This is a genomic window from Pseudomonas sp. NPDC087690 (assembly GCF_044743175.1).
GTDB lineage: Bacteria > Pseudomonadota > Gammaproteobacteria > Pseudomonadales > Pseudomonadaceae > Aquipseudomonas.
Genome location: NZ_JBIUVX010000003.1, coordinates 93,411 through 120,367 on the forward strand (window position 1 = coordinate 93,411; position 26,957 = coordinate 120,367).

A 26,957-nucleotide genomic window follows, 5' to 3' on the forward strand; every position below is an offset into this window, starting at 1 on the left:
ACGCATAAGCTGCTTTAGGGCACGATAACGCAGGCGCACGAATCACCCATTCGCCAACTTTCCTTTAGCGTCTTCCATAAGAAAACACAGGGGCTCGTCATGAATTTTTCCGCACTACGTCGCAATCTGCTGGTGGGTTCGCTGGGCCTGGCGCTGAGCGCCGGTCTGATCGGCCAGGCAGTAGCCGGTGAGCAGCTGCAACAGATCAAGGACAAGGGCGTTATCAACGTCGGCCTGGAAGGCACTTATCCTCCGTTCAGCTTCGTCGATGCCGACGGCAAACTGTCCGGTTTCGAAGTAGAACTCTCCGAAGCGCTGGCACAAAAACTCGGCGTCAAAGCCAAGGTTCAGCCAACCAAGTGGGACGGTATTCTCGCGGCGCTGGAATCCAAGCGTCTGGACGTCGTAGTCAATCAAGTGACCATCTCCGACGAGCGCAAAAAGAAGTATGACTTCTCCGAGCCGTACACCGTTTCCGGTATTCAGGCGCTGGTGCTGAAGAGCAAAGAAGCGGCGCTGAACATCAAGACCGCCAATGACCTGTCCGGCAAGAAAGTCGGTGTGGGCCTGGGCACCAACTACGAGCAGTGGGTCCGCGCCAACGTGCCGGGCGCTGACGTGCGCACCTACGATGATGATCCGACCAAGTTCGCCGACCTCAACAACGGCCGCACCGACGCCATTCTGATCGACCGTCTGGCCGCACTGGAATACGCCAAGAAAGCGCCGAAAACCGTCGCTGCCGGTGAAGCTTTCTCCCGTCAGGAAGCCGGTGTTGCCCTGCGCAAAGGCGAGCCTGAACTGCTGGCCGCCGTGAACAAGGCCCTCGACGAACTGCGTGCCGACGGCACCCTGAAGAAGCTGTCCGAGAAGTACTTCAACGCTGACGTCACTCAATAATGGAAGAAGCTTTCCAACTCGCACTGGACTCCGCGCCCTTCCTGCTCAAGGGCGCGTATTACACGGTAATCCTCAGCCTCGGCGGAATGTTCTTCGGTTTGCTGCTGGGCTTCGGCCTGGCACTGATGCGCCTGTCGCGTTTCAAATCGGTGAGCTGGCTGGCGCGCATCTACGTGTCGTTCTTTCGCGGCACGCCATTGCTGGTGCAACTGTTCGTGATCTATTACGGCTTACCGCAATTGGGTCTCGAACTGGATCCGCTGCCGGCGGCACTGATCGGCTTTTCGCTGAACATGGCCGCGTACGCCTGTGAAATCCTCCGTGCCGCGATCGGTTCGATCGAACGTGGCCAGTGGGAAGCCGCTGCGAGCATCGGCATGACCCGCGCGCAAACCCTGCGCCGGGCCATTCTGCCGCAAGCAATGCGCACGGCCTTGCCGCCGCTGGGTAACAGCTTCATTTCACTGGTCAAGGACACGGCACTGGCCGCCACCATTCAGGTACCGGAGCTGTTCCGTCAGGCACAGTTGATTACCGCCCGGACTTTCGAAGTCTTCACCATGTATCTTGCCGCCGCGCTGATCTACTGGATTCTGGCCACAGTGCTTTCGCACTTCCAGAACAAGTTGGAAGAGCGGGTCAATCGGCACGACCAGGAGTCCTGACGATGATTGTCGTGGAAAAACTGACCAAGCAATTCAAGGGTCAGGTCGTGCTCAACGGCATCGACCTCGAGGTCAAGGAAGGCGAAGTCGTCGCGATCATCGGCCCCAGCGGTTCGGGGAAAACGACGTTCCTGCGTTGCCTTAACTTTCTTGAACAACCCACCAGCGGCCGGATCAAGGTCGGCGATATCGAGATTGATACCAGCCGCCCGCTGAACCAGCAGCAAGCGTTGGTGCGCAACCTGCGCCAGCACGTGGGCTTTGTGTTTCAGAACTTCAACCTGTTCCCCCACCGCACTGCGCTGGAAAACGTCATCGAAGGCCCGATCGTGGTCAAGAAGATGCCGCGCGACGCCGCCGTTGCCCTGGGCAAGAAGCTCATGGCCAAAGTCGGTCTGGCGGGCAAGGAGGACGCTTATCCGCGTCGTCTGTCCGGCGGCCAGCAACAGCGCGTGGCGATTGCCCGGGCGCTGGCGATGGAGCCGGAAGTGATCCTGTTCGACGAGCCGACCTCGGCCCTCGACCCGGAACTGGTGGGTGAAGTGCTGGCGACCATTCGTGGTCTCGCCGAAGAAAAACGCACCATGGTCATCGTCACCCACGAAATGGGGTTTGCCCGCGATGTGGCCAACCGTGTGGTGTTTTTCGACAAGGGTGTGATCGTTGAACAGGGTGAAGCCAAAGCGTTGTTTGCCAACCCGAAAGAAGAACGCACTAAACAGTTTCTCAGCAAGTTCCTGAATCACGCTTGAGAATCTTGATGCACCAAACGTCAACTTCCACGGATGGAAGTTACGTTATCCCGCCTGAACGACCCGCTTGAGCAAATACTAATCAAACATGTTCCATCCAGAACATATATATCTCCTGCAACAGATAAACCGTGCTGTAAAACTGTCGCCACCCAAAGGCTGGGTGCTGATAGCGGCTTATCGAAACGGCTGAAAACCACTGAGATTCGTAGCTCTATTCGCTAATAGACCTAGGCATTCGGCCTCGTCAATGTAGGACACTTCTGATTAATACGTAATTCACGGATTAACTAAGTACGTCTATTGACACTCATTGCCGCACACTCTTATCTAGTCGCCAACCGGCGCTACTTAGTTTAATCAACGCATATTCAACCTTGATGAAAGTTCTCGGCTGTGTTGCCTGTTGATTCACGCCTTTGTTCTTCAGAAACGGACTTCGTTGCAAGCTCAAGGAGAGAAATCGATGACTCACACTTCGCACACCCCCGAACTGGCAGCGCCAATCCTGGCGCCCGCGCAAAAAGCCGGCATCAATCTGGCCGCTGCTGCCCATCTTTCGGTCGACGTGGCGCCCTATCCCGATATGGATTGTGGGGACCTGATCGAACTGTTCTGGAACAAATGCTATGTCGCATCAAAGGTTCTGACCGTCGAGGATATCGGCGCCGCAGTCAGCCTGCGAGTGCCGGAAAGCTTCATTGCCAGCGGCACTGCCCGCATCCACTACCGGGTCATGCAGGTTGGCCAGGGTCAGGCGCTGTCGGCAGCCACCCGGGTACAAGTCAAACTCGATTGTCCCGGTGGCCAGCCATCGGCACTGTGCAGTGATGAAAACCAGCAACTGCAAGCCGTCACGATCCCCGACACCATCCGCCGTCAGGGGGTTAATCCGAACCAGATCAAACGCGGCGTACCGCTGACCATCGAGCCTTACATAAACATGGCCGAGGACGATGAAATCACCTTGCGCTGGGGCGATGTGCGCATGGACCTGATACCGGTCACGGCTGCGGATGTCGGCTTGCCGATTCAGGTCTGGGTGCCGCCGGCGGTCATCGTCGAAGCCGGGGAAGATCTGCGCCTCGACGTGACGTACTGCGTCATCGACCGCGTTGGCAACAACTCGCGCTGGGCGCCACCGCGTACGTTGAAGATCGGCTGTGTAAACCCTTACCTGAAGGTGCCGCTGAGGCCCAGCCTCAAAGCCGCCGAGCCACGCGACTGAGTAAACACCAATCCCCCGTGGCGAGGGGGCTTGCCCCGTTGGACAGCGAAGCTACCCCGGCATCTACAACTCTACCGAGTGGCAGGATTCGCGCCCGCTGCGCAGCGGAACGGGGTGAAAGCCCACTCGCCACAAAGGATCATTTAAACCGATACCCATTGTTAACCAACCCGACCATCACCCCTTCTATGCATATTCCTAAAAGTTAGTTTATTTAATATTTATACACGCTTAGGGTATATGAACCGGACCACCGGACATTCTTTCGTTCGCCGCACTTTTGCGGCGTTTTTCATGAGATGTGAGGTAGGTAGCATGGTCCGGAACACAATCACCCCAGTGCAGATCGCCAGGGCATTGCGTGCAGCCAAGGAGCGGCACTGATGTCCAGTCTGGCAGACGCAAACGTCCAGTCGGATCTGGACATCGCCCCACTGTTGTTGCCCGCGCAAGTCTTGCGCAACGACGCCCAAGCCATCAAGGCCGCCCATGAGCTGGCGCAAGTCGCCCGCGTGCAGGCCGCCAAACGCGATCGTCAGCGCAAGTTGCCGTGGTCGGAAATCGAACAGTTCACCCGCAGCGGCTTAGGCAGCATTGCCATACCGCGCGAATACGGTGGCCCGCAGGTTTCATTCGTCACATTGGCCGAGGTGTTCGCGATCATTTCCGCCGCCGACCCGGCGTTGGGACAGATCCCGCAGAACCAGTTCGGCATCATCAATCTGGTGCTCGGCAGTGCCACCGAGGCGCAGAAACAGCAGCTGTTCCAGAGTGTTCTGGAAGGCTGGCGCATCGGCAATGCCGGTCCGGAGCGCGGCACTAAAAACACCCTGGAACTGAAAGCACGGATCACCGCCGACGGCGACGATTACGTGATCAACGGCCAGAAGTTCTATTCCACCGGCGCGCTGTTTGCGCACTGGGTCGCGGTGAAGGCGCTCAACGATGACGGCAAGCAAGTGCTGGCCTTCGTCCGTCGCGGCACGCCGGGGTTGCGCATTGTTGATGACTGGTCGGGTTTCGGTCAGCGCACCACCGCCAGCGGCACGATTTTGCTGAACAACGTTCGCGTCGAATCGAACCTGGTCGTCGACAACTGGAAGATCAACGAAACCCCCAACACCCAAGGCGCGGTGTCGCAGCTGATTCAAGCGGCCATTGATGCCGGCATCGCCCGTGGCGCCATCGATGACGCCATCGAGTTCGTCAAAACCCGCGCGCGGCCATGGATCGACGCCAAAGTTGATCGCGCCAGTGATGACCTCTATGTGATCGCCGACATCGGCAAACTGAAAATCGAACTGCACGCCGCCGAAGCGCTGCTGCGCAAGGCCGGCAAAGTTCTTGATCAGGTGCACGCCGCACCGCTGACCGCCGAATCTGCCGCCCGTGCATCGATTGCCGTGGCCGAGGCCAAAGTGCTGACCACGGAAATCTCATTGCTCGCCAGCGAGAAGCTTTTCGAACTGGCCGGCAGCCGCGCGACCCTCGCCGAATTCAACCTCGACCGCCACTGGCGCAACGCCCGGGTGCACACGCTGCACGACCCGGTGCGCTGGAAATATCACGCGGTCGGCGCCTATCGCCTCAACGGCACTTTGCCTGCTCGCCATTCCTGGATCTGAGACGACCGCACACTTTCTCAAGTGCAATGGAGAAACCTATGACTTTTTCCCATCACGTCGCGGTCATCACCAGCGATGAGCAAGCCCTGATCGTCGCCAGCGATCTGGCCGAAGATTTCAAACGCGACAGCGCCCTGCGCGACCGTGAACGTCGCTTGCCACTGCCGGAACTCGATGTATTTTCCCGCTCAGGCCTGTGGGGCATCAGCGTGCCGAAGGAATACGGCGGCGCTGGCGTGTCCAACGTGACCCTGGCCAAAGTCATCGCGCTGATCGCTCAGGCTGACGGCTCGCTCGGACAAATCCCGCAGAACCATTTTTACGCACTGGAAGTGCTACGGGTGAATGGCAGCCACGCACAAAAACAACGGCTGTACGCCGAGGTTCTCGCCGGCCAACGCTTCGGCAATGCCTTGGCGGAACTGGGCACGAAAACCGCCCACGACCGCATTACCAGCCTCAAGCGCGACGGCGACGGTTATCGCATCAACGGTCGCAAGTTCTATGCGACCGGCGCGATTTACGCCCAGCGCATTCCGACCTCGGTTGTCGATGAAAACGGCGTGCAGCAACTGGCCTTCGTCCCCCGCGACAGCAAAGGCCTGACCGTAATCGACGACTGGAGCGGCTTCGGTCAGCGCACCACCGGCAGCGGTTCGGTGGTGTTCGAAGACGTCTACGTAGAGGCTGAAGACGTGCTGCCGTTTCAAAGTGCTTTCGAACGGCCAACCACCGTTGGCCCGTTGGCGCAGATCCTTCACGCCGCCATCGACACCGGCATCGCCCGCGCCGCTTACGAAGACGCGTTGCACTTTGTGCGCAGCAAGACCCGGCCGTGGATCGATTCCGGCAACGACAAAGCCACCGAAGATCCACTGACGCTGAAGAGCTTCGGCCACTTGAGCATTCGCCTGCACGCCACCGAAGCCTTGCTTGAGCGCGCTGGCGAATTCCTCGACGCCGCGCAAGCCGAGACCAACGCACAAACCGTCGCTGCGGCTTCGATTGCCGTTGCTGAAGCCCGGGCGATCAGCACCGAAATTTCCCTCGCCGCTGGCAGCACGCTGTTCGAATTGGCCGGCAGCCAGGCCACGCTGATCGAACACGGGCTCGACCGCCACTGGCGCAACGCCCGCGTGCACACCTTGCACGATCCAGTGCGCTGGAAATATCACGCCGTGGGCAATTATTACCTCAACGATGAAAACCCTCCGCTGCGAGGGACGATCTGATGAGCGCTGCAAAAAAGAAGATCCTGCTCAACGCGTTCAACATGAACTGCATCGGCCACATCAACCATGGCTTGTGGACGCATCCGCGCGACACCTCGACGCGCTACAACACTATTGAATACTGGACTGAACTGGCGCAATTGCTGGAGCGCGGACTCTTCGACGGCCTGTTCATCGCCGACATCGTCGGCGTGTACGACGTCTATCAGAACTCAGTCGATGTGCCGCTGAAAGAGTCGATCCAGTTGCCGGTCAACGACCCGCTGCTGCTGGTTTCAGCCATGGCTGCGGTGACCAAAAATCTAGGCTTCGGCCTGACCGCCAACCTCACCTACGAGCCGCCGTATCTGTTCGCCCGCCGCATGTCCACGCTCGATCATCTGAGTCGCGGACGCGTGGGCTGGAACATCGTCACCGGTTATCTGGACAGCGCCGCAAAAGCCATGGGCCTCAGCGAGCAAGTCGAACATGACCGTCGCTACGACCAGGCCGATGAGTACCTGGAAGTGCTCTACAAGCTCTGGGAAGGCAGTTGGGAAAACGGTGCCGTACTCAACGACCGCGAACAACGGATCTACGCCAACCCGGAAAAAGTGCACAAGGTCGAGCACAAGGGCGAGTTCTATCAGGTCGAGGGTTATCACCTCTGCGAACCGTCACCACAACGCACGCCAGTGCTGTTTCAGGCCGGCAGCTCTGATCGCGGTTTGCTGTTCGCCGGGCGCCATGCCGAATGCGTATTCATCAGCGGTCAGAACAAACCATCGACCAAAGTTCAGGTCGACAAGGTCCGCGCCAGCGCCGTTGAAGCGGGGCGTAACCCCGAGGACATCAAGGTGTTCATGGGCCTCAACGTCATCGTCGGCGCGACTGAAGAAGCTGCATGGGCCAAACACGCCGAGTACCTGAGCTATGCCAGCGCCGAGGCCGGCGTGGCGCATTTTTCCGCGTCGACCGGCATCGACTTTTCCCAATACGAAATCGACGAACCGATCCAGTACGTGAAGAGCAACGCCATTCAGTCGGCGACCAAGAACCTGCAGAACAACGATTGGACCCGGCGCAAATTGCTCGACCAGCACGCCCTCGGTGGCCGTTACATCACCGTGGTCGGTTCGCCGGAGCAAGTGGCGGATGAGCTGGAATCGTGGATCGCCGAGACCGGCCTCGACGGTTTCAACCTGACCCGGATTGTTACCCCGGAAAGCTATGTCGATTTTATCGAGCTGGTGGTTCCGGAGCTGCAGCGGCGTGGGTCGTACAAGACCGCTTATGACGCGGGCAGCTTGCGCGAGAAGCTGTTTCACGGTGCGGCGCAACTGCCTGAGCAACACACAGGCTCTTCGTTTCGCCGCTAAAAGCATCGCGAGCAGGCTCACTCCTACAGGGGAACGCATTCCAAATGCAGGAGTGAGCCTGCTCGCGATGAGGCCATAACAAACACCAAAAATTTACGCACTGACTGGAAAAACCATCATGACCAAAAAACACCTGTCCCACCCAGTCAAAGCACTGGCCCTGGCCCTCGGCCTGTTCAGCTCGGCCGTCTTCGCCGCCGACGCCCCGTTGAAAATCGGCACCACCGCCGCCTTCGCCATTCCGCTGGAAGCCGCTGTCGAAGAAGCTTCCAAACAAGGCTTGAAAGTCGAGCTGGTGGAGTTCACCGACTGGATCGCACCGAACGTCAGTCTCGCCGCCGGCGACATCGACGTGAACTACTTCCAGCACATCCCGTTCCTCGAAAACGCCAAGGCTGCGTCGGGTTTTGATCTGGTGCCATTCGCCCCGGGGATCATCAATAACGTCGGCCTCTATTCGAAAAAATACAAAAGCTTCGATGAGCTGCCAGAAGGCGCCAGCGTCGCCATCGCCAACGACCCGATCAACAGTGGCCGTGGTTTGCAGCTGCTGGCCAAGGCCGGTTTGATCACGCTGAAACCGGGCGTCGGCTACAAAGCCACCGAAGATGACATCGTCGCCAATCCGAAAAAAATCAAGATTCTGCAAGTCGAAGCCGTGCAACTGGTACGTGCCTACGACGACGCTGATCTGGTCCAGGGCTACCCGGCCTACATTCGTCTGGCGAAGACTTTCGATGCCGGTTCGGCGCTGCTGTTCGACGGTCTCGATCACAAGGAATACGTGATCCAGTTCGTCATCCAGCCGAAGAGCAAAACCGATCCGCGCCTGGTCAAATTCGTCGACATCTACCAGCATTCGCCGGTCGTTCGCGCGGCACTGGATAAGGCCCACGGCAAGCTGTATCAAGCCGGCTGGGAAAGCTGAGCATGACGGCCGCGATCCAACGGCGACTGGATATTCCAGAGCCACACAATGCTGAAAAAACCGAGCTGCACCCCGAGCTGAATCGTGCCCACGTACGCTTCATCGGTCTGGGCAAAACCTACAACGGTCGGCAAGGCCCGGTCGCCGCGTTGCAAGGCATCGATCTGGCGATCCAGCGCGGCGAAGTGTTCGGCATCATCGGCCGCAGCGGCGCTGGCAAGTCATCGCTGATCCGTACGATCAATCGTCTGGAACAGCCGACCTCGGGGCGCGTGCTGATCGATCAGGTCGACATCGGCGAGTTCGATGAAGACCGTCTTGTCGCCCTGCGCCGACGCATCGGCATGATCTTCCAGCACTTCAATCTGATGTCGGCCAAGACTGTTTGGCAGAACGTCGAACTGCCGCTGAAAGTCGCTGGCGTGCCGAAAGAGCAACGAGAAAAAAAGGTTCGCGAACTACTCGAACTGGTTGGCCTGCAGGAAAAGCACAAGGCTTATCCGGCGCAGCTCTCCGGAGGGCAGAAACAGCGTGTCGGTATTGCCCGGGCGTTGGTGCATGACCCGGATATTTTGCTCTGCGACGAGGCCACTTCGGCGCTCGACCCGGAGACCACCCAGTCGATCCTCGGCCTGCTGCGCGAGATCAATAAACGCCTGGGTCTGACCATCGTTCTGATTACTCATGAGATGGCAGTGATCCGCGAAATCTGCGACCGCGTCGTCGTGCTTGAGCACGGCCGCGTCGTCGAACAAGGCCCGGTGTGGGAAGTGTTCGGCAATCCGCAGCACGAGGTCAGCCAGACCTTGCTCGCACCGCTGCAACACGCGCTGCCGGAGGAGTTGCAAAGCCGTTTGCAGAAGCAGCCGCCCTCCTCCGACGCTGCTGTGGTGCTGCGCTTGCAATTCACCGGCAGCGCCAGTGATGAGCCGGATCTGGCGGCATTATTTGCTGCACTCGGTGGCCGGGTAAAGTTGCTACAGGGCGGCGTCGAACGGATTCAGGGGCATGCGTTGGGGCAACTGTTGCTGGCCGTCAGTGATTCAGCGTTCGGAGCCGAGCAATTGCGCGAACGCGCCGCACCGTGGGCGCAACGCGTGGAGGTATTGGGTTATGTGGTTTGATCGCTTGCTGCAGGGTTTCATCGACACGTTTTTGATGGTCGGCGTGTCGTCGCTGATAGCGCTGCTGGTGGGGATTCCCATGGCGGTGATTCTGGTCACCAGCGACAAGGGCGGGATCTATGAAGCGCCGGTACTCAACCGCGCCTTGGGCGCGTTCGTGAACCTGTTTCGCTCGATCCCGTTTTTGATTCTGATGGTCGCGCTGATTCCGTTTACCCGGTTGATTGTCGGAACGACCTACGGTGTCTGGGCCGCTGTTGTGCCGCTGACAATTGCCGCGACACCGTTCTTTGCGCGGATTGCCGAAGTGAGCCTGCGCGAGGTTGATCATGGCTTGATCGAGGCGGCGCAGGCGATGGGCTGCCGGCGTTGGCACATTGTCTGGCATGTGCTGTTGCCGGAGGCGCTGCCGGGGATTGTCGGCGGGTTCACCATCACGCTGGTGACGATGATCAACTCGTCGGCGATGGCCGGGGCGATTGGCGCTGGCGGGTTGGGAGATATCGCCTATCGCTACGGCTATCAGCGCTTTGACAGCCAGATCATGCTGACGGTGATTGTGTTGCTGGTGGCGTTGGTGGCGGTGATTCAGTTGGGTGGGGATCGGTTGGCGCGGGGGTTGAACAAGCGCTGAGCCGGGCCGGGCTCATGTAGCAACTTCACAACCGCTATCGCGAGCAGGCTCACTCCTACAGGGGAACGCATTTCAAATGCAGGAGTGAGCCTGCTCGCGATGGGCTGCGCAGCAGCCCCGAACCCGATGGCGTATATTCGGCAAATCCCAATTGCCCGCGTATCCCGACCATGAAGCAGACCCCCACCGATCTCGAACAGATCACCGCCACCACCCTCGGCCACTACAACTCGGTGGCCGAAGACTTTCGTGAAGGCACCCGCAATCACGATGTCAGCCAGAACATCGATGCGTTGCTGCGGCATATTCAAGGTGTGGCGCCGTTCACGATTCTGGATTTCGGCTGCGGCCCGGGCCGCGATTTGCAAACGTTTACGCGCATGGGCCACATCGCAGTCGGCCTCGACGGTTCGCCAGAGTTTGCGCGAATGGCCCGTGAGGACAGTGGTTGCGAGGTGCTCCAACAGGACTTTCTGAAGCTCGATCTGCCGACTGAACGCTTCGACGGGATCTTCGCCAACGCGGTGCTTTTTCATGTGCCGTTGCAGGAATTGCCAAGGGTGCTCAAGCAACTGCATGGTGCGTTGAAACCCGGTGGCGTGTTGTTCAGCTCCAATCCGCGTGGAGATAACCGTGAAGGCTGGAACGGGCCGCGTTATGGCTCGTATCACGATCTTGAGGCGTGGCGCGGGTTGTTGACGGCAGCGGGTTTTGTCGAGCTTGAGCATTACTATCGGCCGGCGGGGCTACCGCGCGAGCAGCAGCCTTGGTTGGCGAGTGTCTGGCGTAAATCCATGTAGTCAGCTCAGACGCCATCGCGAGCAGGCTCACTTCTATAGTTGGAATGCGTTCCCCTGTAGGAGTGAGCCTGCTCGCGATGAGCGCGAAGCGCTCGTTTTTACTGCGTCTCTTTTTTCGGCTCACGAATCTTGTACCAGGCCACATACAGCGCCGGCAGGAACAGCAACGTCAGCAGCGTCGCCACCACAATCCCGCCAATCATCGCGTAGGCCATCGGCCCCCAGAACACTTCCCGGGCAATCGGGATCATGCCCATGCTCGCTGCGGCTGCGGTCAGCAGGATCGGTCGGCGCCGATGTTCGGTCGCTTCGACCACCGCATCCCACGGCGCATAACCTTTCTTCTCGAACTCATCGATCTGCGTCACCAGAATCACCGAGTTGCGGATGATGATGCCGATCAGCGCGAGAATCCCCAGAATCGCCACGAAACCCATCGGCGTACCGGTCGGCACCAACGCCAGTACCACGCCGATCAGCCCCAGCGGCGCGACACTCGCGACGAGGAACATCTTCTGCACGCTGTGCAACTGGATCATCAGGAACGTCGCCATCAAAAACAGCATCAACGGCAACACCTTGGCGATCGGCCCCTGCGCCTTGCCGCTTTCCTCGACCGTACCGCCAGTGGCGACTTTGTAGCCGACCGGGAGTTTTTCAGCGAAGGCATCAATCGACGGCTTGAGGATTTTCACCAGATCGGTCGGCTGGATCTCGTCGCGCACCGAGGCCTTGATGGTGATGGTCGGCAAACGGTCGCGACGCCACACCAGCGGCTGCTCCAGTTCATAACGCACGGTGGCGAACGCCAGCAGCGGAATCGACGTGCCGCTCGGCGTGACGATCTGCAGGTTCTGCAGGGTTTCCGGCGTACCACGTTCGGAATCCACAGCGCGCCCGACCACGTTGATCAGGTAGATGTCGTCATCGACCTGGGTCAACGGCGAGCCACTGACGATGCTGTTCATCAGGTTCGCCACGTCTTCGGACGACAGCCCGAGTTGCCGCGCCTTGTCCTGGGCGATGTCGATGCGCAGGACTTTGCCCGGCTCGTTCCAGTCGTAGATGATCTCGCCGATGTGCGAGTTCTTGTCCAGTTCGGTCGCGAGATCAATGGCGTGTCTGCGCACCTGATCGATGTCCTTGCCACTGACCCGGTACTGAATCGGACGCCCCACCGGCGGGCCCATTTCCAGTGCTTGCACGTAACTGCCGATGCCGACGAAGTCCTTGTGCAGGCGCTCGCGCAGACGTTGGGTCAAGGCCTCACGGGCCTCGAAATCCTTGCTGACGATCACCAGTTGTGCGTAGTACGGGTTTTGCAATTGCTGGTCGAGCGGCAGGTAGAAACGGATCGCGCCCTGACCGATGTAGGTGCTCCAGCGCACAATGTCCGCGTCACCCTTGAGCGTCGCTTCGAGTTTGTCGACGGCTTTGCGGGTTTCGTCGATTGAGGCGTTTTGCGGCAGGTTCAGGTCGACGAGAATTTCCGGGCGGTCCGATGCCGGAAAGAACTGGTTCTGCACAAAGCGCATGCAAAAAATCGACAGGGCAAACAGCAGCACGGTGATACCGATCGCCCACCAGCGATTGCGCATCGCCCACAACAGACCGCCATTGAACGCGCGCCCGACGCGGCCCGGCTCGGCTTCATGGGGTTTCACGTTGGCGCTGAGAATGTGCACGCCGATCACCGGCGCGAAGAACACCGCCACAATCCACGACACAATCATGGCCACGGCAATCACCGCAAACAGCGTGTAGGTGTACTCACCGGCGGAACTGGCGTTGAGGCCGATCGGCACGAAACCGGCGACTGTCACCAGCGTCCCGGTGAGCATCGGGAACGCCGTCGAGGTGTAGGCGTACGTCGCGGCCTCCTCCTTGCTCTCGCCCATTTCCAGGCGCGTGACCATCATCTCCACGGTGATCATCGCGTCATCCACCAACAGGCCGAGGGCGATGATCAATGCGCCGAGGGAAATCCGCTGCATAGTGATGCCGCTGTATTCCATGAACACAAAGACCATCGCCAGCACCAGCGGAATCGAGCACGCCACCACCAGCCCGGCGCGCACACCGAGGCTGATAAAACTCACCACCAGCACGATAATCACCGCTTCGAACAGCGCGCTGGTGAAACCACCAACAGCCTCTTCAACGACGACAGCCTGATCGGAAACGGTGTGCACGCCAACGCCCACCGGCAAGTCCGCGGTCAGTTGGTCGATGCGCGCATGCAAGGCCTTGCCGAACTCCTGGACGTTGCCACCCTTCTGCATGGCAATCGCCAGGCCGATGGCCGGTTTGCCGTCGAAGCGGAATTCCGGGGTCGCCGGATCTACGTAACCACGGCTGATCTCGGCGATGTCGGCCAGTCGATAGAAGCGGTCATTGAGCTTGAGGTTGACTTCGGCCAGATCCTTCTCCGAAGCAAACTGCCCGGAGGTGCGCACGGAAATCCGCTCGGGACCGGCCTCGATCACCCCCGCCGGAGTTACGGCGTTCTGCGATTGCAGGCTTTCCACTACCTGACGTTGATCGATGCCCAGTGCAGCGAGTTTGCGTGTGGAGAAATTCAGATAAATCACTTCGTCCTGCTGGCCGACCATTTCGATCTTGCCCAGCCCTGGCACGTTGCGGATTTCGGCCCTGGCCTGTTCCACATAATCGCGCAGTTGGCGCATGGTCAGGCCATCGGCGGTAAACGCGTACACCGAGCCGAACACGTCACCGAACTCGTCGTTGAATCCCGGCCCCTGAATGCCCTGGGGAAACTGTCCGCGAATGTCATCGATCTTCTTGCGCACCTGGTACCAGATTTCCGGGATGTCCTTGGCGCTGGTGGTGTCGCGCAGGTACACGTACACCGTTGATTCGCCGGGGCGCGTGTAGCTTTTCACGTAGTCGAGGGAGTCGAGTTCTTCGAGTTTTTTCTCGATGCGGTCGGTGACCTGCTTGAGCGTTTCCTCTTGAGTCGCGCCCGGCCATTTGGTCTGGATGACCATGGTTTTGATGGTGAACGACGGATCTTCTTCGCGGCCCAGGTTGAAGTACGAAAAGACGCCCATCAGTAACGCAACGAACATCAGGTACCAGACGAATGACTGATGCTTGAGGGCCCATTCGGAGAGGTTGAAAGAGCCTTTCATTGACTGTCCTCGTCAAGTTTTACCGATTGTCCGGCTTTGAGGCTGTTGACGCCGGCGCTGACCACACGCTCGCCGTTCTTTACGCCGCCAGCCAGTACGACGCTGCTGTCGGTACGGCTGACGACGGTGACATCGCGGGGGCTGACGGTTTTGTTTTGCGTGTCGATGACCCAGATTCGCGCTTTGCCATCGACCTCCTGCAGCGCCGTCACGGGCAATTCGATTCGCGGCTTGATCGCCGAGCTGAGGGTCACGCTGATCGCTGTGCCGAGACGAAAGCCGTCCGGCGTATCGGCCAGGGTCAGACGGGCACGACGGGTGCGCGTGGCACTTTGCGCCTGCGGTTCGATTTCGCGGATGATCGCGGTGGTGTTGATGCTCGGGTCGAGTTGCGCGGCCACCGAGAACACCACATCACTGGGGATCTGATCGACCAGGGTGTCCGGCAGATCGATCACCGCTTCCTTGATGTCCGGTTGCGCCAGCGTCACCACTTGCTGGCCAGCCGTGACGACCTGCCCGGCCTCGGCGTTCCACGCGGTGACCACGGCACGGTGGTCGGCGCGCAGTTCGGTGTAGCCGAGTTGGTCCTTGCTCTGGTTGACCGCCGCGCGCGCCTGATCCAGCGAAGCCTGTGTGGTTTTCAGATCGGTGTTGGCGACGTCCAGTTGCGCCTGTGCACCGACACCGCGATCAAACAGCGCCTGCTGGCGGCGCGCATTGGCTTGTGCGTTGATCAATTGCGCCTGGATTTTCGCCAGATCGCCTTGCGCCGAACGCAATTGGTTCTGCTGGTCGGAAGGGTCGAGGGTGGCGAGCAACGTGCCTTTCTCGACCTCGGCCCCCACATCGACGTTACGGCTAGCGATGCGCCCGCCCACACGGAAACCGGTGTTGCTCTCATAGCGCGCCTGAATGCTGCCGGCGAAACGCCCGAGGTTTTCCTCGCTCAACGCTTCGACCTGGACTGACAGCACCGGGCGTACCGGCTCGGGCGGCGGTTCTTTCTTCGAACACGCAGCCAACATCACAGCAACGGGTAACAGCCACAGAGACTTCATGGCTGTACTCCCGGCTGCAGATCCTTGTAGGTGTTTTCGGCGATCTCGACTTTCATGCCCGGATGCAACAACTGCCCACCAGCGACGATGACTTTCTCGCCGCCCTTGAGGCCTTCGCTGATGATGACTTTGCCGGTCAGGTAGCGGCCGACCGTGACGTTGTGCAATTGCGCCTCGCCCTTGTCATCGACCATCCACACCGCCGTATCGCTGATGTTTTTCGTCAGCGCTGACCACGGCAACTCGACCGCCGACTTGCCCGAGCCTTTGGCCGTGGCGCTGACCACCGAACCGAGTTGCATGCCCGGCGGCAGCTTGTCGAGGGTGACTTTGACTTGCACGGTGCCGGATTGCGCCGACACCGCCGGGGTGATTTCGCGCACGGTGCCGGTGGTTTTGATCTCGGGATTGTCGAGCAGGCTGACGGTGATCCTGTTGTCCGCAGGACGCTCGGCGAGCAGCGATTCATACACGTTGAACACCGCATCGCGGTCGCCATCGCGGGCCAGACTGAAGATCGGCGCGGTGGCCTGCACCACCTGGCCGACTTCGGCCTGACGCTCGGTGATGACGCCCGGCGCGTCAGCGATCAGTGAGGTGTAACTGAGTTGATCCTTGGCGTTCGCCAGTTGCGCCTGCGCCGCACTCAAGGCGCTCTGGCTGCTGCGCAACGCCGCTTGGGCGGAGTCGTATTCGCTTTGGCTGGTGTAGCCCTTGGGCAGGAGTTTCTGCTGGCGCACGAACGCCGCAGCGCTCTGTTTCACCCGCGCCTGTTCGGCCACAACCTGGGCCTGGGCGGAATCGACGTTGGTCTGCAAGTCTTTAGGGTCGAGTTTGGCCAGCACCTGTCTGGCCGTGACGCGGTCGCCGACGTCGACCATACGCTGGATGATCTTGCCGCCAACACGGAACGACAACTCCGTCTGCACGCGCGCCTGCACGTCACCGGTCAATGTCACCGAAGCCGCGTAATCCGCGGGTTTCACTTCCTGTACGAAGACCCTGGGCAAATATTCCTCAGGGGCTTTTTTTTCGCCGCAGGCGGTCACCAAGGTGAACAGACTCAGCATGACCGCTGTTTTCAAACCGGGACTCGCCATGCAGACTCCTTCCTGTGTACGAACGTGCAAGTGACGATACGACTGTGAGCTTAGAACAGGGTTCCGCCTTCGCCTGCGCGATCACAATATTTCCCCGTAGGAGCTGCCGCAGGCTGCGATTTTTTGATGTTTTTTTAGAAGATCAAAAGATCGCAGCCTGCGGCAGCTCCTACAATGGGCGCCTGAAGAGAAGGAATTCCATGCTCAACACCCTGGCAGTGGCCAATTACCGCTCGATCAATAAATTGGTGATCCCGCTCGGCCGGCTGAACCTGATCACCGGCCCCAACGGCAGCGGCAAGTCCAATCTTTACCGGGCCTTGCGCCTGCTGGCGGAAACCGCTCAGGGCGGCGTAGTCAATGCGCTGGCCCGTGAGGGTGGCCTGGATTCGACGTTCTGGGCCGGGCCGGAAAGCATCAGCCGGCGCATGCGCAACGGCGAAGTGCCGATTCAGTCGACGGTGCGTCAGGGTGTGAAGCGATTGCGCCTGGGGTTCGCCGGGGAGGATTTCAGCTACTCGATCAGCCTCGGTCTGCCCGACTCCAACGGGCACTTCATGGTGCCCGAACATTCGCGCCCCATTCCCTCGCGCTTCAGCCTCGACCCGCAGATCAAGCGCGAATGCATCTGGGCCGGCGCGCTCTACCGTCCCGCCAGCCTGCTGGTGGATCGTGACGGGCCGATGATCCGCGCACGCGCCGAACGCAAATGGGATGTGCTGGCGCAACACACGCCCAACTTCGACAGCCTGTTCGACCAGGTCGGCAGCCTGCGCAGCTCGCCGGAAGTGTTCCAGATGCGCGAGTTCATTCGTCGCTGGCGTTTCTACGATCACTTTCGCAGCGACGCCGACGCGCCGGTGCGTCAACCGCAACTGGGTACGCGCACGCCAGTGCTGCATCACGACGGCCGGGATCTGGCGGCGGCGTTGCAGACCATCATCGAGATTGGTGATGGCGACGCGATGCGTGCGGCAATTACCGATGCGTTTCCTGGCGCACGCGTGCATATCGAAGCGCAGGCCGGTGGACGCTTTGCCATCGAGTTCTATCAGGAAGGTTTGTTGCGGCCGCTATCGGCAGCGGAGTTGTCGGACGGGACGTTGCGCTATCTGCTGCTCGTCGCGGCGTTGCTGACGCCGAGACCGCCATCGCTGATGGTACTGAACGAGCCGGAAACCAGTCTGCATCCGGATCTGTTGCCGGCACTGGCGCGGTTGATCATTCGTGCGTCTGAGCAATGTCAGGTGTGGGTGGTGTCCCATGCGCGGCGGTTGATTTCGGCGTTGCAGGAGGACCCGGAGTGCAATTGCATCGTGTTGGAGAAAACCCTGGGGCAGACCGGTATTGTCGGGCAGCGGGTGCTGGATGAGCCGGCGTGGAACTGGCCGGATTGAGCGTTCCAGGCAAAAGCCCCTCACCCTAACCCTCTCCCAGAGGGAGAGGGGACTGATTGGGGGATGCTCAAGAGTGACGCCGACGTGAAAATGCTTCTGTGAATCCACAATCGACTCGTTTCCGCAGTTCAATGTCTGATGCAAGACACCTCGGTCGGCTCCCTCTCCCTTCAGGAGAGGGGACTGATTGGGAGATGCTGTTGAATTACGCCGACCTGAAAATGACTCTGTGAATCCATAATCGACTCTGTTTGTCAGGTCGATGTCTGATGCAAGACACCTCGGTCGGCCCCCTCTCCCTCCGGGAGAGGGCTGGGGTGAGGGATTGCCCTTGAGCCTCACCACCGACCTGACAGACAATCACCCCTGCCACTTGCCACCCTCGACAATCACGCTCTCAGGCTTGGTGTCATCGCTCAATTCTTTACGCACATATTGGTCATACAGCTTGAGCAGATACTTCTCCTCGCCCAGTTTGGTCAACTCGGTATTCACCCAGTCACGCAGTTCGATATTGCCCTTCTTCACCGCCGGCGCAATCGGTGCTTCGGCACCCAGTTTGTCTTCCAGCACGCGATAGCCCGGGTTCTGCTTGGCCCAGCTGAACAGCACCAGATTGTCCTGCGCGTAGGCATCGCCACGCCCGTTGGCGAGAGCTTGCAGTGATTCAGAGTTCTTCTCGAACTTCAGCAGTTTCCAGTCCGGGTGATTCTTGGTCAGCCAGATATCAGCGGTGGTGCCCGTGGTGACGATGGTGGTGCGGGTCGCCAGATCATCCAGGCTTTTCACCGAGCTGCTTTGCGGCACCAACGCCTGCACCGCAACCTTGAGATTCGGGTTGGTGAATTCCACCGCTTCCTTGCGCTCAGGCGTGACGGTCATGTTGGCGAGGATCAGGTCGACCTTGTCGCTTTGCAGGAACGGGATGCGGCTCGCCGGTTCAACCGCGACGAATTCGACTTTGTTTTCATCGCCGAGCAGATCCTTGGCGAAACGCCGGCCGATATCAGTATCAAAGCCGACGTAGCGCCCGGCCTCATCGACAAAACCGAACGGTGGCTTGTCGGTGAAGACGCCGACAATCAATTTGTCGCGAGCCTTGATCTTGTCCAGATAACCGGCCGGCGCGGTGCTTTCGCTGGCGACTTTCGGTTTTGGCGGTTCTTCGGTCTTGCTGCAACCGGCAAGCAAGGCGAGGCTGAGCAGGGGCAGTAAAAAAGCGGCAGTTTTCATAGCAGTTCCAGTTCCTTTGTCGGATTCGTTTTTGGCAGTGTTGCAACGAAGGAGAACTTCTCCAGAAACTGCTGCGCGCGTGCGGTTTGCGGGTTCGTAAAGAAAATCTCGGGCGGGTTCTGCTCAAGGATGCGCCCGGCATCCATGAACACGATGCGGTCGGCCACCGCGCGGGCGAAGGCCATTTCATGGGTGACGATCAGCAGGGTCATGCCCTCACGAGCGAGGCCCTGAATGACCTGCAAAACTTCCTTGACCATCTCCGGATCAAGGGCGGCGGTGACTTCGTCGAAGAGCATCACCCGTGGGTTCATGCACAACGAGCGGATGATGGCGATGCGTTGCTGCTGGCCGCCGGAGAGCTGACGCGGGAAGGCATCGCGCTTGTCCGCCAGACCCACGCGTTCGAGCAAGGCTTCGGCTTGTTGCTGCGCTTCGCGGCGTTGACGCTTCTGCACCTTGACTGGGCCAAGCAGCAGATTGTCGAGCACGCTCATATGCGGGAACAGGTGATAACTCTGGAACACCATGCCGATCTGCTGGCGGATCTCGCGCCAGTCAGTGGACTTGCCGAGCAGCTCACGGCCGAGAAATTTCAGGCTGCCGCTGTGCGCCTCTTCCAGGCCATTGAGGCAACGCAACAAGGTACTTTTGCCGCAACCGCTAGGGCCGAGGATGACGATCACTTCACCACTCTGCACCTGCAGGTCGATGCCGTTGAGCACCTGCTGTTCGCCATAGAATTTGTTGAAGCCGTGAAATTCGATCAATGCGCTCATGCTTGCGTCCAGCGCCGCTCCAGCACGCGCGAGGCGGCCGACAGCGGGTAGCAGATGAAAAAGAAAAACAGAAACAGCACGCCGTAGATCAGCACTGATTCGTAGGTGCGTTCGATGATCTGCTGGCCGACCTTGATCACATCCACCACGCCAATCAGCACCGCCAGCGAGCTGGTCTTGATGATTCGCGTATAGACGTTGATGGTCGGTGGCGTCATGCGTTTCAGCGCTTGTGGCAGCAGCACGTAGCCGTAGAGCTGCGCGGCGTTCAGGCCAATCGACAGGCCTGCTTCACGCTGCCCGCGCGGCAACGAATGCAGCGCACCGCGCGCCACTTCGCCGACCTCACTCGCGCCCCACAGCGACAGCACCAGCACCGCGCACCAGAAACTCGGAATGCTCAGACCAAAGAAAATCGGCAGACCGAAGAACAGCAGGTACAACCAGACCAGCACCGGGATCGCCCGGAACAGCTCCAGATACACCCGCAGGATCGCGTTCAGCCACGTCACGTTGAGCGTGCGCAACACGCCGTAAAGCACGCCGCCGACAGTGCTGATGGCAATGCTCAGAAACGAGATCGACAGGGTTTGCCCAGCGCCTTTCGCCAGTTGCGGCAAGGACACCCAGAGTAGTTCAAGACCCGAACTGGCCATGCTGGAGCCTCCTTTCCAGACGGCTGAGCAGCAGCGACAGCGGCAAGAACAACAGCACGCAGATCAGCGTCAGCACGGCGAGCATTTCGTAGGTTTTGTAATAGAGCGCGATGTAGCTTTTGGTGGTGTAGAGAATTTCCGGCACCGCCACCGCCGAGACCACGGTGGTTTCCTTGAGCAGGAAAATGAAATTGGCGAACAGCGACGGCAGGCTGAGGATCCCCGCTTGCGGCAGGATCACATAGCGCAGCAACTGGCCGTGGGACAGGCCGATGGAGCGCCCGGATTCCAGTTGCGCCTGCGGCACCGCATCGACGCCGGCGCGCAGCACTTCGGTGAGGTAAGCGCCGCCGAGGAAGGTCATGGTGATGATCGCGGCGGTGAAACCGGAAACCTGGATACCCACGGCCGGCAAGGCGAAGTAGACGAAAAACAACTGGATCAGCAGTGGTGTGTTGCGCGCCAGTTCCACATACAGGCCGACCAGTTTTTGCAGGTAAGGCGTGCGGAACACCAGAATCGTCGCGTTGATCAGCGCCACCAGCAACGAGGTGCCAATGGCGATAAAACCGACCTGCAGCGTCACGCCCACGGCTTTGAGAAACGCCGGCAGGGTGCTGAGGATAAATGCGTAATCGAAGGTCATGAAACGTCCTGAACGCCGCTCGGTAAGCGGCGGTGATGCAGTCCATGGGCAGCGGATGGCTGTCCGACGAGCATCGACTTTATAGGTATAAAAACCAGAATTTAAATACCGTTAAAGCATATTGATATCACCCAAAAAACTAACCTGTGGATTTGCCGGGAAGGAATAAGAAGGCTATTTTTCTTTGCGCTGTAGGACGGATCTTTTTTTCACGAAAGCCCTCCAAGGACGAACAGCTTTTGGCCAGACTCCCCTGGCCAAACTCATAACAAGGAAGAGAACATGGACGTAAAAGTGCCGCAGCGACTGGATCCGCAGGAGATTGTGAAATTGTTGGTGGCGTTGCGCCGGGCGTTGAAGGCCACAGCGTAAATCAAAAGCCCCTCACCCCAGCCCTCTCCCGGAGGGAGAGGGCTGGGGTGAGGTGTCTTACGTCAAACATCGACCTGAAAGATCGAGTCGATTATGGATTCGGCAGAGATCTTTCACATCGGCGTACCTCTACAGCATCCCCCAATCAGTCCCCTCTCCCTCTAGGAGAGGGAGCCGACCGAGGTGTCTTGCGTCAAACATCGACCTGAAAGATCGAGTCGATTATGGATTCGGCAGAAATCTTTCAAGTCGGTGTACTTCTACAGCATCCCCCGATCAGTCCTCTCTCCCTCCGGGAGAGGGCTAGGGTGAGGGGCTTTTCAACGCACACACAAAAACGCCGATGACCATCACTGGCCATCGGCGTTTTCACACCTTGAAGGGGTTTACTCAAGCGTCAGATCAGAACGCCGGCAGTACCGCGCCGTTGTACTTCTTCTCGATGAACGCTTTGACTTCCGGGCTGGTCAGGGCTTTGGCCAGTTTCTGGATCGCGTCGCTGTTCTTGTTGTCCTCACGGGCCACCAGGAAGTTCACGTATGGCGAGTCAGCGCCTTCAATCACCAGCGCATCTTTCTGCGGGTTCAACTTGGCTTCCAGCGCATAGTTGGTGTTGATCATGTCCAGATCAACTTCCTTCAGAACGCGTGGCAGCAGCGCCGATTCCAGTTCCTTGAACTTGAAGTTGTGCGGGTTCTTGGCGATGTCTTTCGGCGTTGCCAGAGCGTTTTTCGGGTCTTTCAGCTCGATCAGGCCAGCCTTCTGCAGCAGGATCAGTGCGCGGCCGCTGTTGCTGCCTTCGTTCGGGATGGCGATGGTGGCGCCGTCCGGCAGTTCTGCCAGGGTCTTGTACTTGCTCGAGTAGCCACCGAACGGTTCAACGTGCACGCCCTGCACGGTCACCAGGTACTTGGACTTGTCGTCCTTGTATTTGCCCTGGTTGAAGCTGTTCAGGTACGGCAGGGTCTGGAAGTAGTTGGCATCCAGACGTTTCTCGCCCACTTGTACGTTCGGCTGAACGTAGTCGGTGAACACTTTGATTTCCAGATCCACGCCTTCTTTGGCCAGGGTCGGTTTGATCAGCTCGAGGATTTCAGCGTGCGGAACCGGGGTCGCGGCAACCACCAGTTTCTCGCCGGCATTGGCCAGGGAAGCAGTCAGAGCAGCCGCCAATGCGGTAAACAACAGAACCTTTTTCATGCAGTGTCCTTATCGAAAATCACGGTCGTCATCGACGACGGCATTAATACGTGTGCCAGTGAAGTGATATCGCTGGCGTGGGTCGGACAATACCGGGATTTTTTATTCCCGGACAATAACGTTTATTCACGTTGTTATTCCATTTTGCTCATACACGCAGGCTAGACATGTAGGAGCTGCCGCAGGCTGCGATCTTTTGATTTTCAACAAGTTAAAACGTTGAAAAGCAAGATCAAAGGATCGCAGGCTTCGCCAGCTCCTACAGGAGGCCGGTGTTTTTCAGCAGTTGCTTGAGGGCGGCCTGGTCGGTTGTGGTGCCAGTGGAGATGATGTGGTTGATCTGGGCCTCGATCTGGGTCAGTAGCGGCGGCAGATTCAGGTGCTCCGGCAGAATCTCGTCGCCGGTACTCACCAGCAAGGCAAAGTGAATGACGTTTTCCAGCTCGCGGGTGTTGCCCGGCCAGCTGTGCTGTTCGAGCACGTGCTGCGCCGCTTCGCTGATCAGCGGCACCGGCAGATCCAGACGCTGGCTGTAGATGCCGAGAAAATACTCTGCCAGCGAGAGAATATCGCCGGTGCGCGCGCGCAAGGCCGGCAGTTCGAGATGACCTTCGCTGAGGTAGTGATAGAGCCGCTCGTGGAATTTCCCGGCATCCACCGCTTGTGCCAGATCAATGCTGGTGGCGGCGACCAGACGCACGTCGACCGGACTCGGCTGATGTGCACCGACACGGGTGACTTCGTGGTTCTCCAACGCGGCGAGCAATTTGATCTGGATTGGCAGCGGCAAGTCGCCGATTTCATCGAGGTACAAGGTGCCGCCATTGGCCGAACCGAACCATCCGGCGCGACTGCTGGCTGAACCGCTGTAGGTGCCAGCGGCATAGCCGAAGAGTTCGGCGTCGGCGTAAGTCGGGCTGATGGCGCCGCAATTGACCGAGACGAATAAGCCGCTGCGATCACTGGCGCGATGGATGTGCCGGGCGAGCAGCTCTTTACCCGTCCCCGTCTCACCGCGAATCAATACTGAAATCGAACGCGGGGCTAACTGCTCCAATTCCTCGCGCAACTGACGCGAGCGCGGGTCGACAAACACCAGCGCTTTGGCGCGAATGCTCAGGGGACTTTTTTCAGCGTCGGGAAAGGTCAGCAATGGCTGACCGAAAGTTTCGAAACTCATGGCAGACTCCCGCCCAAAACCGCCGGGAGACGGGGGCGTTCAAAGAAAAAAGAAATCAGGCGCGACGGCGGGCGTGGTGTTCCATACGGTTTTGCAGGCGATAGAGATAGGCAAAACCCTGCTCCCAACGCTGATGCCCGGACTTCACATTGATGTGCCCGGCACCGGCAAGAATTCCCGCCTCGGCGCCCCAGTTGCGCGCCAGCTCCATGGCACGCGGCGCACTCACCGCGGCATCGTTGTCGGAGCTGACCACTTGGCTCGGGAATGGCAGCAAATCAGTCGGGATCGGTGCGAAATTGCGCAGCGCGGGTGCGCAGGCCGGGCGCTCGACATCGGCCGGCGCGACCAGCAAGGCGCCGCGCACCTGACGCAGATATTGCAACGGCGCAGTGGCAGCCCAGTGAGCAACGGTGATGCAGCCGAGGCTGTGGGCGATCAGGATCACCGGCGTACTGTCGGCGGCGATCGCCTCGGCCAGGGCCGCGACCCAGTCTTCGCGACGCGGCGTCAGCCAATCGGCCTGCTCGACCCGCGCGCTGTTTGGCAGGCTGTTCTGCCAGTGGCTTTGCCAATGATCTTCTGGCGATCCTTGCCAGCCCGGCACAATCAGGTAGCGGATTGATTCGTTGCGCATGGGGAGCTCTCCTGCGTCGTGTCTGTTCCTGAACAAGTATAGGGAGGGGATTTATATTCGTTAAGGAATAAGAAGCTATTTATTAAGACCTGAATTGCATATACAAAACCCTATGCAGGAGCTGCCGAAGGCTGCGATCTTTTGATCTTGTTTTTTAAAAATCAAAATCAACAGATCGCAGCCTTCGGCAGCTCCTACAGGGTTGGTGTTTGACCAATAAAAAAAGGGCCGCACCCTGCCAAGGAGACGGCCCCGGAAAAACGTTGAATCTGTTACCGCGCAGTAATCACCGACAACTTGGTAATCCCCGCCCGCTCGATCGAAGCCATCGCTCGCGCCACTTCGCCGTAATTCACCCCGTCATCGGCCTGCAATTGCACGCGTACTTCCGGGTCCTTGGCCTTGGCCGACTTGAGGTTGAATTCCAGCAGGTCCGGCTGAATCTCATCCTTGTTGATAAACAGCTTGCCGGCGCCGTCGATGCTCACCACCAGCGGATCCTTCTGTTCGACCGGCGCCACCGCTTCGGTCTTCGGCAGGTTGATCGGGATCGCGTTGGTCAGCAGCGGTGCGGTGACGATAAACACCACCAGCAGCACCAGCATCACATCCACCAGCGGTGTCACGTTGATCTCGCTGAGCACCTCGTCACTGTCTTGCGTGGAGAAGGCCATATCAGGACGCCTCCTTCACTTTTGTCGCGTTGCCCGGCGCTGCAACCTTATGCGCGGTCGGGTGAATCAACACGCGGAACGCACTCTTCTGCGCCAGGCTGTAAAAGTCGTGGGCGAAGTCATCCAGATCCGCCGCCGTCAGTTTCAACCGACGCAAAAAGTAGTTGTAAACCAGCACCGCCGGCACCGCGACGGCGATCCCGACACCGGTCGCGACCAAGGCCGCACCGATGGGGCCGGCGACTGTTTCCAGGCTTGCCGAACCCGCTGCGCTGATGCCTTTCAACGCTTCCATGATTCCCCACACCGTGCCGAACAAACCAATGAACGGCGAGGTGCTGCCGATACTCGCAACCACGGCCAGACCGGTTTCCAGCGAACGGCGTTCGCGGACAATCTGCTGACGCAGAGCGCGCTCCAGTCGATCCTGATGGTTGATCGCCTGGCTCAAATCATTGGCCTGCGGCGCCTCGCCCACCTGAATCGCCGCGTAACCGGCCTGTGCTACTCGCGCGGCTGCACCGGGTTGGGTCTCGCTCAATTCAGCGGCGGAATCAAGACTCGACGCCGCCCAGAAGCGTTTATGAAAGCGCCGATCCTGCGCCTTCAAACGACCGAACTGCACAGCCTTGAGCAATGCCAGGCCCCAGGTGGCGACGGAAAATACCACCAGCAGCCAGATCACCGCGCTTTCGATGGATTCCAGTGGAGATGCCAGTAACGTCATGATGATTCCCTCGTGTAAACGTTTCGCGCGAATTTGGTTTCGGTTTAATGAATCTTGAAATCGATGGGCACGCTGACCCAGCCATCCTGGGCGACATCACCCTGCTTGGCCGGGACGAAACTCCAACGTTTCACAGCGTTGAGTGCCGCGTCGTCGAGCTGTTGCCGGCCACTGCTTTTGGCAATCTGGATCTCGCCCGGTTTACCGCTGGCAAGCACATGTACGCGCAGCAACACCGTGCCTTCCCAACCGCGACGCTGGGCCAGCGACGGATATTCCGGTGCCGGGTTTTTCAGGTACGCGGCATTCGCTGAAGCCGGGGTTACCGGTGCCGGCGCGGGAGGTGCAGGTGGCGCTGGTGCTGCAACCGGAGCGGCCGGTTGTGGCGGCGCCGGTGGTTGCTCGACCGCTTTCGGTGCTGGTTTGGGTGCCTGTTTAACCACCGGTTTGGGTTTCGGAACCGGTTTGGGTGGCGGTGGTTTTACCGCCAGTTCGTCTTCCACTGGCGGTGGTGGTTCAACCACTGGCGCAGGTGGCGGCGGCTCGACAACCGGTGGCGCCGGCGGTGCCGGGCGCGAGAACTCGATGGTCATCGGCGGAATTTCCGGCGGCACGATCGGCAGCACCGGCGTCGGCTTCTGGCTGATCCAGTAGATCACCGCGCCATGCGCCAACAACGCCAGCAAGCCAAGCAGAATCGCCTCGCGACGGCTCAAGATGCCTTTCGGTGCACGCTGCAAACGCAACTGCCCCAGCGGCACACGATGCGGCCGGCCGAGATCGACCAGCTCGCCACTCGGCGTCTGACGCCACAGCAATTGCTCTGTGCTGGCGGCGGTCTGGACATTGCCCATTGATTCACTCCCTGCGGTCTTTTTGCGTTCTCTACAAAAACTG

Annotated in this window: 25 protein-coding genes; 12 read left to right on the forward strand and 13 right to left on the reverse strand. The window is 59.4% G+C overall.

What is annotated here, in order from left to right; genetic code table 11:
• Positions 1 to 99: 99 nt before the first annotated feature.
• The 11 genes from tcyJ to ACIPIZ_RS07925 all read left to right on the forward strand — a co-directional run bounded on the left by tcyJ (position 100) and on the right by ACIPIZ_RS07925 (position 11,246).
• Positions 100 to 900 carry a cystine ABC transporter substrate-binding protein gene (tcyJ, locus tag ACIPIZ_RS07875; protein WP_064388998.1) on the forward strand — a complete coding sequence of 267 codons (801 nt, stop codon included), beginning with the start codon at positions 100 to 102 and terminating at the stop codon, positions 898 to 900.
• Complete coding sequence (gene tcyL, locus ACIPIZ_RS07880) at positions 900 to 1,565, forward strand: cystine ABC transporter permease (protein ID WP_064388999.1); 666 nt, start codon at positions 900 to 902, stop codon at positions 1,563 to 1,565. The genes tcyJ and tcyL overlap by 1 nt, the downstream gene beginning before the upstream one ends.
• A 2-nt stretch (positions 1,566 to 1,567) precedes the next feature.
• Positions 1,568 to 2,317, forward strand: a complete 750-nt coding sequence (gene tcyN / locus ACIPIZ_RS07885; RefSeq protein ID WP_064389000.1) for an L-cystine ABC transporter ATP-binding protein TcyN — start codon at positions 1,568 to 1,570, stop codon at positions 2,315 to 2,317.
• A gap of 466 nt (positions 2,318 to 2,783) precedes the next feature.
• Positions 2,784 to 3,545, forward strand: coding sequence for a hypothetical protein (locus ACIPIZ_RS07890; protein WP_105708558.1), 762 nt, complete (start codon positions 2,784 to 2,786; stop codon positions 3,543 to 3,545).
• A gap of 383 nt (positions 3,546 to 3,928) precedes the next feature.
• Positions 3,929 to 5,170 carry an SfnB family sulfur acquisition oxidoreductase gene (locus ACIPIZ_RS07895; protein WP_064389002.1) on the forward strand — a complete coding sequence of 414 codons (1,242 nt, stop codon included), beginning with the start codon at positions 3,929 to 3,931 and terminating at the stop codon, positions 5,168 to 5,170.
• Positions 5,171 to 5,208: 38 nt separating this feature from the next.
• On the forward strand, positions 5,209 to 6,402 hold the full coding sequence (locus ACIPIZ_RS07900; protein ID WP_105708560.1) for an SfnB family sulfur acquisition oxidoreductase: 1,194 nt from the start codon (positions 5,209 to 5,211) through the stop codon (positions 6,400 to 6,402).
• On the forward strand, positions 6,402 to 7,760 hold the full coding sequence (locus tag ACIPIZ_RS07905; protein ID WP_105708562.1) for an LLM class flavin-dependent oxidoreductase: 1,359 nt from the start codon (positions 6,402 to 6,404) through the stop codon (positions 7,758 to 7,760). Before ACIPIZ_RS07900 ends, ACIPIZ_RS07905 begins: the two co-directional genes overlap by 1 nt.
• A 118-nt stretch (positions 7,761 to 7,878) precedes the next feature.
• A complete protein-coding gene (locus ACIPIZ_RS07910; protein WP_105708564.1) occupies positions 7,879 to 8,688 on the forward strand; it encodes a MetQ/NlpA family ABC transporter substrate-binding protein in 810 nt (269 codons plus the stop codon).
• Between the two features lie 2 nt (positions 8,689 to 8,690).
• On the forward strand, positions 8,691 to 9,812 hold the full coding sequence (locus ACIPIZ_RS07915) for a methionine ABC transporter ATP-binding protein (protein WP_105708566.1): 1,122 nt from the start codon (positions 8,691 to 8,693) through the stop codon (positions 9,810 to 9,812).
• Positions 9,802 to 10,446 carry a methionine ABC transporter permease gene (locus tag ACIPIZ_RS07920; RefSeq protein ID WP_034151854.1) on the forward strand — a complete coding sequence of 215 codons (645 nt, stop codon included), beginning with the start codon at positions 9,802 to 9,804 and terminating at the stop codon, positions 10,444 to 10,446. Before ACIPIZ_RS07915 ends, ACIPIZ_RS07920 begins: the two co-directional genes overlap by 11 nt.
• A gap of 170 nt (positions 10,447 to 10,616) precedes the next feature.
• Positions 10,617 to 11,246 (forward strand): class I SAM-dependent methyltransferase, encoded by a 630-nt coding sequence (locus ACIPIZ_RS07925; protein ID WP_401164859.1) that lies wholly within the window; start codon positions 10,617 to 10,619, stop codon positions 11,244 to 11,246.
• A gap of 98 nt (positions 11,247 to 11,344) precedes the next feature.
• Here the strand turns inward: ACIPIZ_RS07925 and ACIPIZ_RS07930 are convergent, their stop codons facing one another.
• From ACIPIZ_RS07930 to ACIPIZ_RS07940, 3 genes are read right to left on the reverse strand one after another with little or no spacing between them, the layout of a single operon-like run.
• Complete coding sequence (locus tag ACIPIZ_RS07930) at positions 11,345 to 14,398, reverse strand: efflux RND transporter permease subunit (protein WP_401164861.1); 3,054 nt, start codon at positions 14,396 to 14,398, stop codon at positions 11,345 to 11,347.
• The gene (locus ACIPIZ_RS07935; RefSeq protein WP_253480926.1) at positions 14,395 to 15,459 is read right to left on the reverse strand and encodes an efflux RND transporter periplasmic adaptor subunit; all 1,065 of its coding nucleotides are present in this window, start codon (positions 15,457 to 15,459) and stop codon (positions 14,395 to 14,397) included. The genes ACIPIZ_RS07930 and ACIPIZ_RS07935 overlap by 4 nt, the downstream gene beginning before the upstream one ends.
• Entirely contained in the window at positions 15,456 to 16,559 is a 1,104-nt protein-coding gene (locus ACIPIZ_RS07940) for an efflux RND transporter periplasmic adaptor subunit (RefSeq protein WP_064389009.1), read from the reverse strand. The genes ACIPIZ_RS07935 and ACIPIZ_RS07940 overlap by 4 nt, the downstream gene beginning before the upstream one ends.
• 200 nt (positions 16,560 to 16,759) lie before the next feature.
• Here ACIPIZ_RS07940 and ACIPIZ_RS07945 point away from each other — a divergent pair, with 200 nt between their 5' ends.
• Positions 16,760 to 17,956 (forward strand): AAA family ATPase, encoded by a 1,197-nt coding sequence (locus tag ACIPIZ_RS07945; RefSeq protein ID WP_401164863.1) that lies wholly within the window; start codon positions 16,760 to 16,762, stop codon positions 17,954 to 17,956.
• A gap of 360 nt (positions 17,957 to 18,316) precedes the next feature.
• On the opposite strand, the gene ACIPIZ_RS07950 is transcribed toward ACIPIZ_RS07945, so the two are convergent.
• From ACIPIZ_RS07950 to ACIPIZ_RS07995, 10 genes are all read right to left on the reverse strand, one after another.
• Positions 18,317 to 19,189 carry a transporter substrate-binding domain-containing protein gene (locus tag ACIPIZ_RS07950; RefSeq protein WP_122661170.1) on the reverse strand — a complete coding sequence of 291 codons (873 nt, stop codon included), beginning with the start codon at positions 19,187 to 19,189 and terminating at the stop codon, positions 18,317 to 18,319.
• The gene (locus tag ACIPIZ_RS07955; protein WP_064389011.1) at positions 19,186 to 19,968 is read right to left on the reverse strand and encodes an amino acid ABC transporter ATP-binding protein; all 783 of its coding nucleotides are present in this window, start codon (positions 19,966 to 19,968) and stop codon (positions 19,186 to 19,188) included. The genes ACIPIZ_RS07950 and ACIPIZ_RS07955 overlap by 4 nt, the downstream gene beginning before the upstream one ends.
• Entirely contained in the window at positions 19,965 to 20,624 is a 660-nt protein-coding gene (locus ACIPIZ_RS07960) for an amino acid ABC transporter permease (RefSeq protein ID WP_053116496.1), read from the reverse strand. The genes ACIPIZ_RS07955 and ACIPIZ_RS07960 overlap by 4 nt, the downstream gene beginning before the upstream one ends.
• Positions 20,605 to 21,270 carry an amino acid ABC transporter permease gene (locus ACIPIZ_RS07965; RefSeq protein ID WP_064389013.1) on the reverse strand — a complete coding sequence of 222 codons (666 nt, stop codon included), beginning with the start codon at positions 21,268 to 21,270 and terminating at the stop codon, positions 20,605 to 20,607. Before ACIPIZ_RS07965 ends, ACIPIZ_RS07960 begins: the two co-directional genes overlap by 20 nt.
• A gap of 774 nt (positions 21,271 to 22,044) precedes the next feature.
• Positions 22,045 to 22,842, reverse strand: a complete 798-nt coding sequence (locus ACIPIZ_RS07970) for a MetQ/NlpA family ABC transporter substrate-binding protein (RefSeq protein WP_007918708.1) — start codon at positions 22,840 to 22,842, stop codon at positions 22,045 to 22,047.
• Positions 22,843 to 23,101: 259 nt separating this feature from the next.
• Positions 23,102 to 24,022, reverse strand: coding sequence for a sigma 54-interacting transcriptional regulator (locus ACIPIZ_RS07975; protein WP_122661172.1), 921 nt, complete (start codon positions 24,020 to 24,022; stop codon positions 23,102 to 23,104).
• A gap of 55 nt (positions 24,023 to 24,077) precedes the next feature.
• The gene (locus ACIPIZ_RS07980) at positions 24,078 to 24,659 is read right to left on the reverse strand and encodes an alpha/beta hydrolase (protein WP_064389015.1); all 582 of its coding nucleotides are present in this window, start codon (positions 24,657 to 24,659) and stop codon (positions 24,078 to 24,080) included.
• A gap of 272 nt (positions 24,660 to 24,931) precedes the next feature.
• On the reverse strand, positions 24,932 to 25,333 hold the full coding sequence (locus tag ACIPIZ_RS07985) for a biopolymer transporter ExbD (RefSeq protein WP_003220570.1): 402 nt from the start codon (positions 25,331 to 25,333) through the stop codon (positions 24,932 to 24,934).
• A 1-nt stretch (position 25,334) separates the two neighbouring features.
• Positions 25,335 to 26,060: a MotA/TolQ/ExbB proton channel family protein gene (locus ACIPIZ_RS07990; protein ID WP_064389017.1), complete on the reverse strand. Its 726-nt coding sequence runs from the start codon at positions 26,058 to 26,060 to the stop codon at positions 25,335 to 25,337.
• A 44-nt stretch (positions 26,061 to 26,104) separates the two neighbouring features.
• Positions 26,105 to 26,914, reverse strand: a complete 810-nt coding sequence (locus ACIPIZ_RS07995) for an energy transducer TonB (RefSeq protein WP_105708577.1) — start codon at positions 26,912 to 26,914, stop codon at positions 26,105 to 26,107.
• Positions 26,915 to 26,957 lie beyond the last annotated feature (43 nt).

Bases quoted from the DNA above. Each gene is read 5' to 3' on its own strand.
- tcyJ (WP_064388998.1), top strand. From the start codon at position 100: ATGAATTTTTCCGCACTACGTCGCAATCTGCTGGTGGGTTCGCTGGGC.
- tcyL (WP_064388999.1), top strand. From the start codon at position 900: ATGGAAGAAGCTTTCCAACTCGCACTGGACTCCGCGCCCTTCCTGCTC.
- tcyN (WP_064389000.1), top strand. From the start codon at position 1,568: ATGATTGTCGTGGAAAAACTGACCAAGCAATTCAAGGGTCAGGTCGTG.
- ACIPIZ_RS07890 (WP_105708558.1), top strand. From the start codon at position 2,784: ATGACTCACACTTCGCACACCCCCGAACTGGCAGCGCCAATCCTGGCG.
- ACIPIZ_RS07895 (WP_064389002.1), top strand. From the start codon at position 3,929: ATGTCCAGTCTGGCAGACGCAAACGTCCAGTCGGATCTGGACATCGCC.
- ACIPIZ_RS07900 (WP_105708560.1), top strand. From the start codon at position 5,209: ATGACTTTTTCCCATCACGTCGCGGTCATCACCAGCGATGAGCAAGCC.
- ACIPIZ_RS07905 (WP_105708562.1), top strand. From the start codon at position 6,402: ATGAGCGCTGCAAAAAAGAAGATCCTGCTCAACGCGTTCAACATGAAC.
- ACIPIZ_RS07910 (WP_105708564.1), top strand. From the start codon at position 7,879: ATGACCAAAAAACACCTGTCCCACCCAGTCAAAGCACTGGCCCTGGCC.
- ACIPIZ_RS07915 (WP_105708566.1), top strand. From the start codon at position 8,691: ATGACGGCCGCGATCCAACGGCGACTGGATATTCCAGAGCCACACAAT.
- ACIPIZ_RS07920 (WP_034151854.1), top strand. From the start codon at position 9,802: ATGTGGTTTGATCGCTTGCTGCAGGGTTTCATCGACACGTTTTTGATG.
- ACIPIZ_RS07925 (WP_401164859.1), top strand. From the start codon at position 10,617: ATGAAGCAGACCCCCACCGATCTCGAACAGATCACCGCCACCACCCTC.
- ACIPIZ_RS07930 (WP_401164861.1), bottom strand. From the start codon at position 14,398: ATGAAAGGCTCTTTCAACCTCTCCGAATGGGCCCTCAAGCATCAGTCA.
- ACIPIZ_RS07935 (WP_253480926.1), bottom strand. From the start codon at position 15,459: ATGAAGTCTCTGTGGCTGTTACCCGTTGCTGTGATGTTGGCTGCGTGT.
- ACIPIZ_RS07940 (WP_064389009.1), bottom strand. From the start codon at position 16,559: ATGGCGAGTCCCGGTTTGAAAACAGCGGTCATGCTGAGTCTGTTCACC.
- ACIPIZ_RS07945 (WP_401164863.1), top strand. From the start codon at position 16,760: ATGCTCAACACCCTGGCAGTGGCCAATTACCGCTCGATCAATAAATTG.
- ACIPIZ_RS07950 (WP_122661170.1), bottom strand. From the start codon at position 19,189: ATGAAAACTGCCGCTTTTTTACTGCCCCTGCTCAGCCTCGCCTTGCTT.
- ACIPIZ_RS07955 (WP_064389011.1), bottom strand. From the start codon at position 19,968: ATGAGCGCATTGATCGAATTTCACGGCTTCAACAAATTCTATGGCGAA.
- ACIPIZ_RS07960 (WP_053116496.1), bottom strand. From the start codon at position 20,624: ATGGCCAGTTCGGGTCTTGAACTACTCTGGGTGTCCTTGCCGCAACTG.
- ACIPIZ_RS07965 (WP_064389013.1), bottom strand. From the start codon at position 21,270: ATGACCTTCGATTACGCATTTATCCTCAGCACCCTGCCGGCGTTTCTC.
- ACIPIZ_RS07970 (WP_007918708.1), bottom strand. From the start codon at position 22,842: ATGAAAAAGGTTCTGTTGTTTACCGCATTGGCGGCTGCTCTGACTGCT.
- ACIPIZ_RS07975 (WP_122661172.1), bottom strand. From the start codon at position 24,022: ATGAGTTTCGAAACTTTCGGTCAGCCATTGCTGACCTTTCCCGACGCT.
- ACIPIZ_RS07980 (WP_064389015.1), bottom strand. From the start codon at position 24,659: ATGCGCAACGAATCAATCCGCTACCTGATTGTGCCGGGCTGGCAAGGA.
- ACIPIZ_RS07985 (WP_003220570.1), bottom strand. From the start codon at position 25,333: ATGGCCTTCTCCACGCAAGACAGTGACGAGGTGCTCAGCGAGATCAAC.
- ACIPIZ_RS07990 (WP_064389017.1), bottom strand. From the start codon at position 26,060: ATGACGTTACTGGCATCTCCACTGGAATCCATCGAAAGCGCGGTGATC.
- ACIPIZ_RS07995 (WP_105708577.1), bottom strand. From the start codon at position 26,914: ATGGGCAATGTCCAGACCGCCGCCAGCACAGAGCAATTGCTGTGGCGT.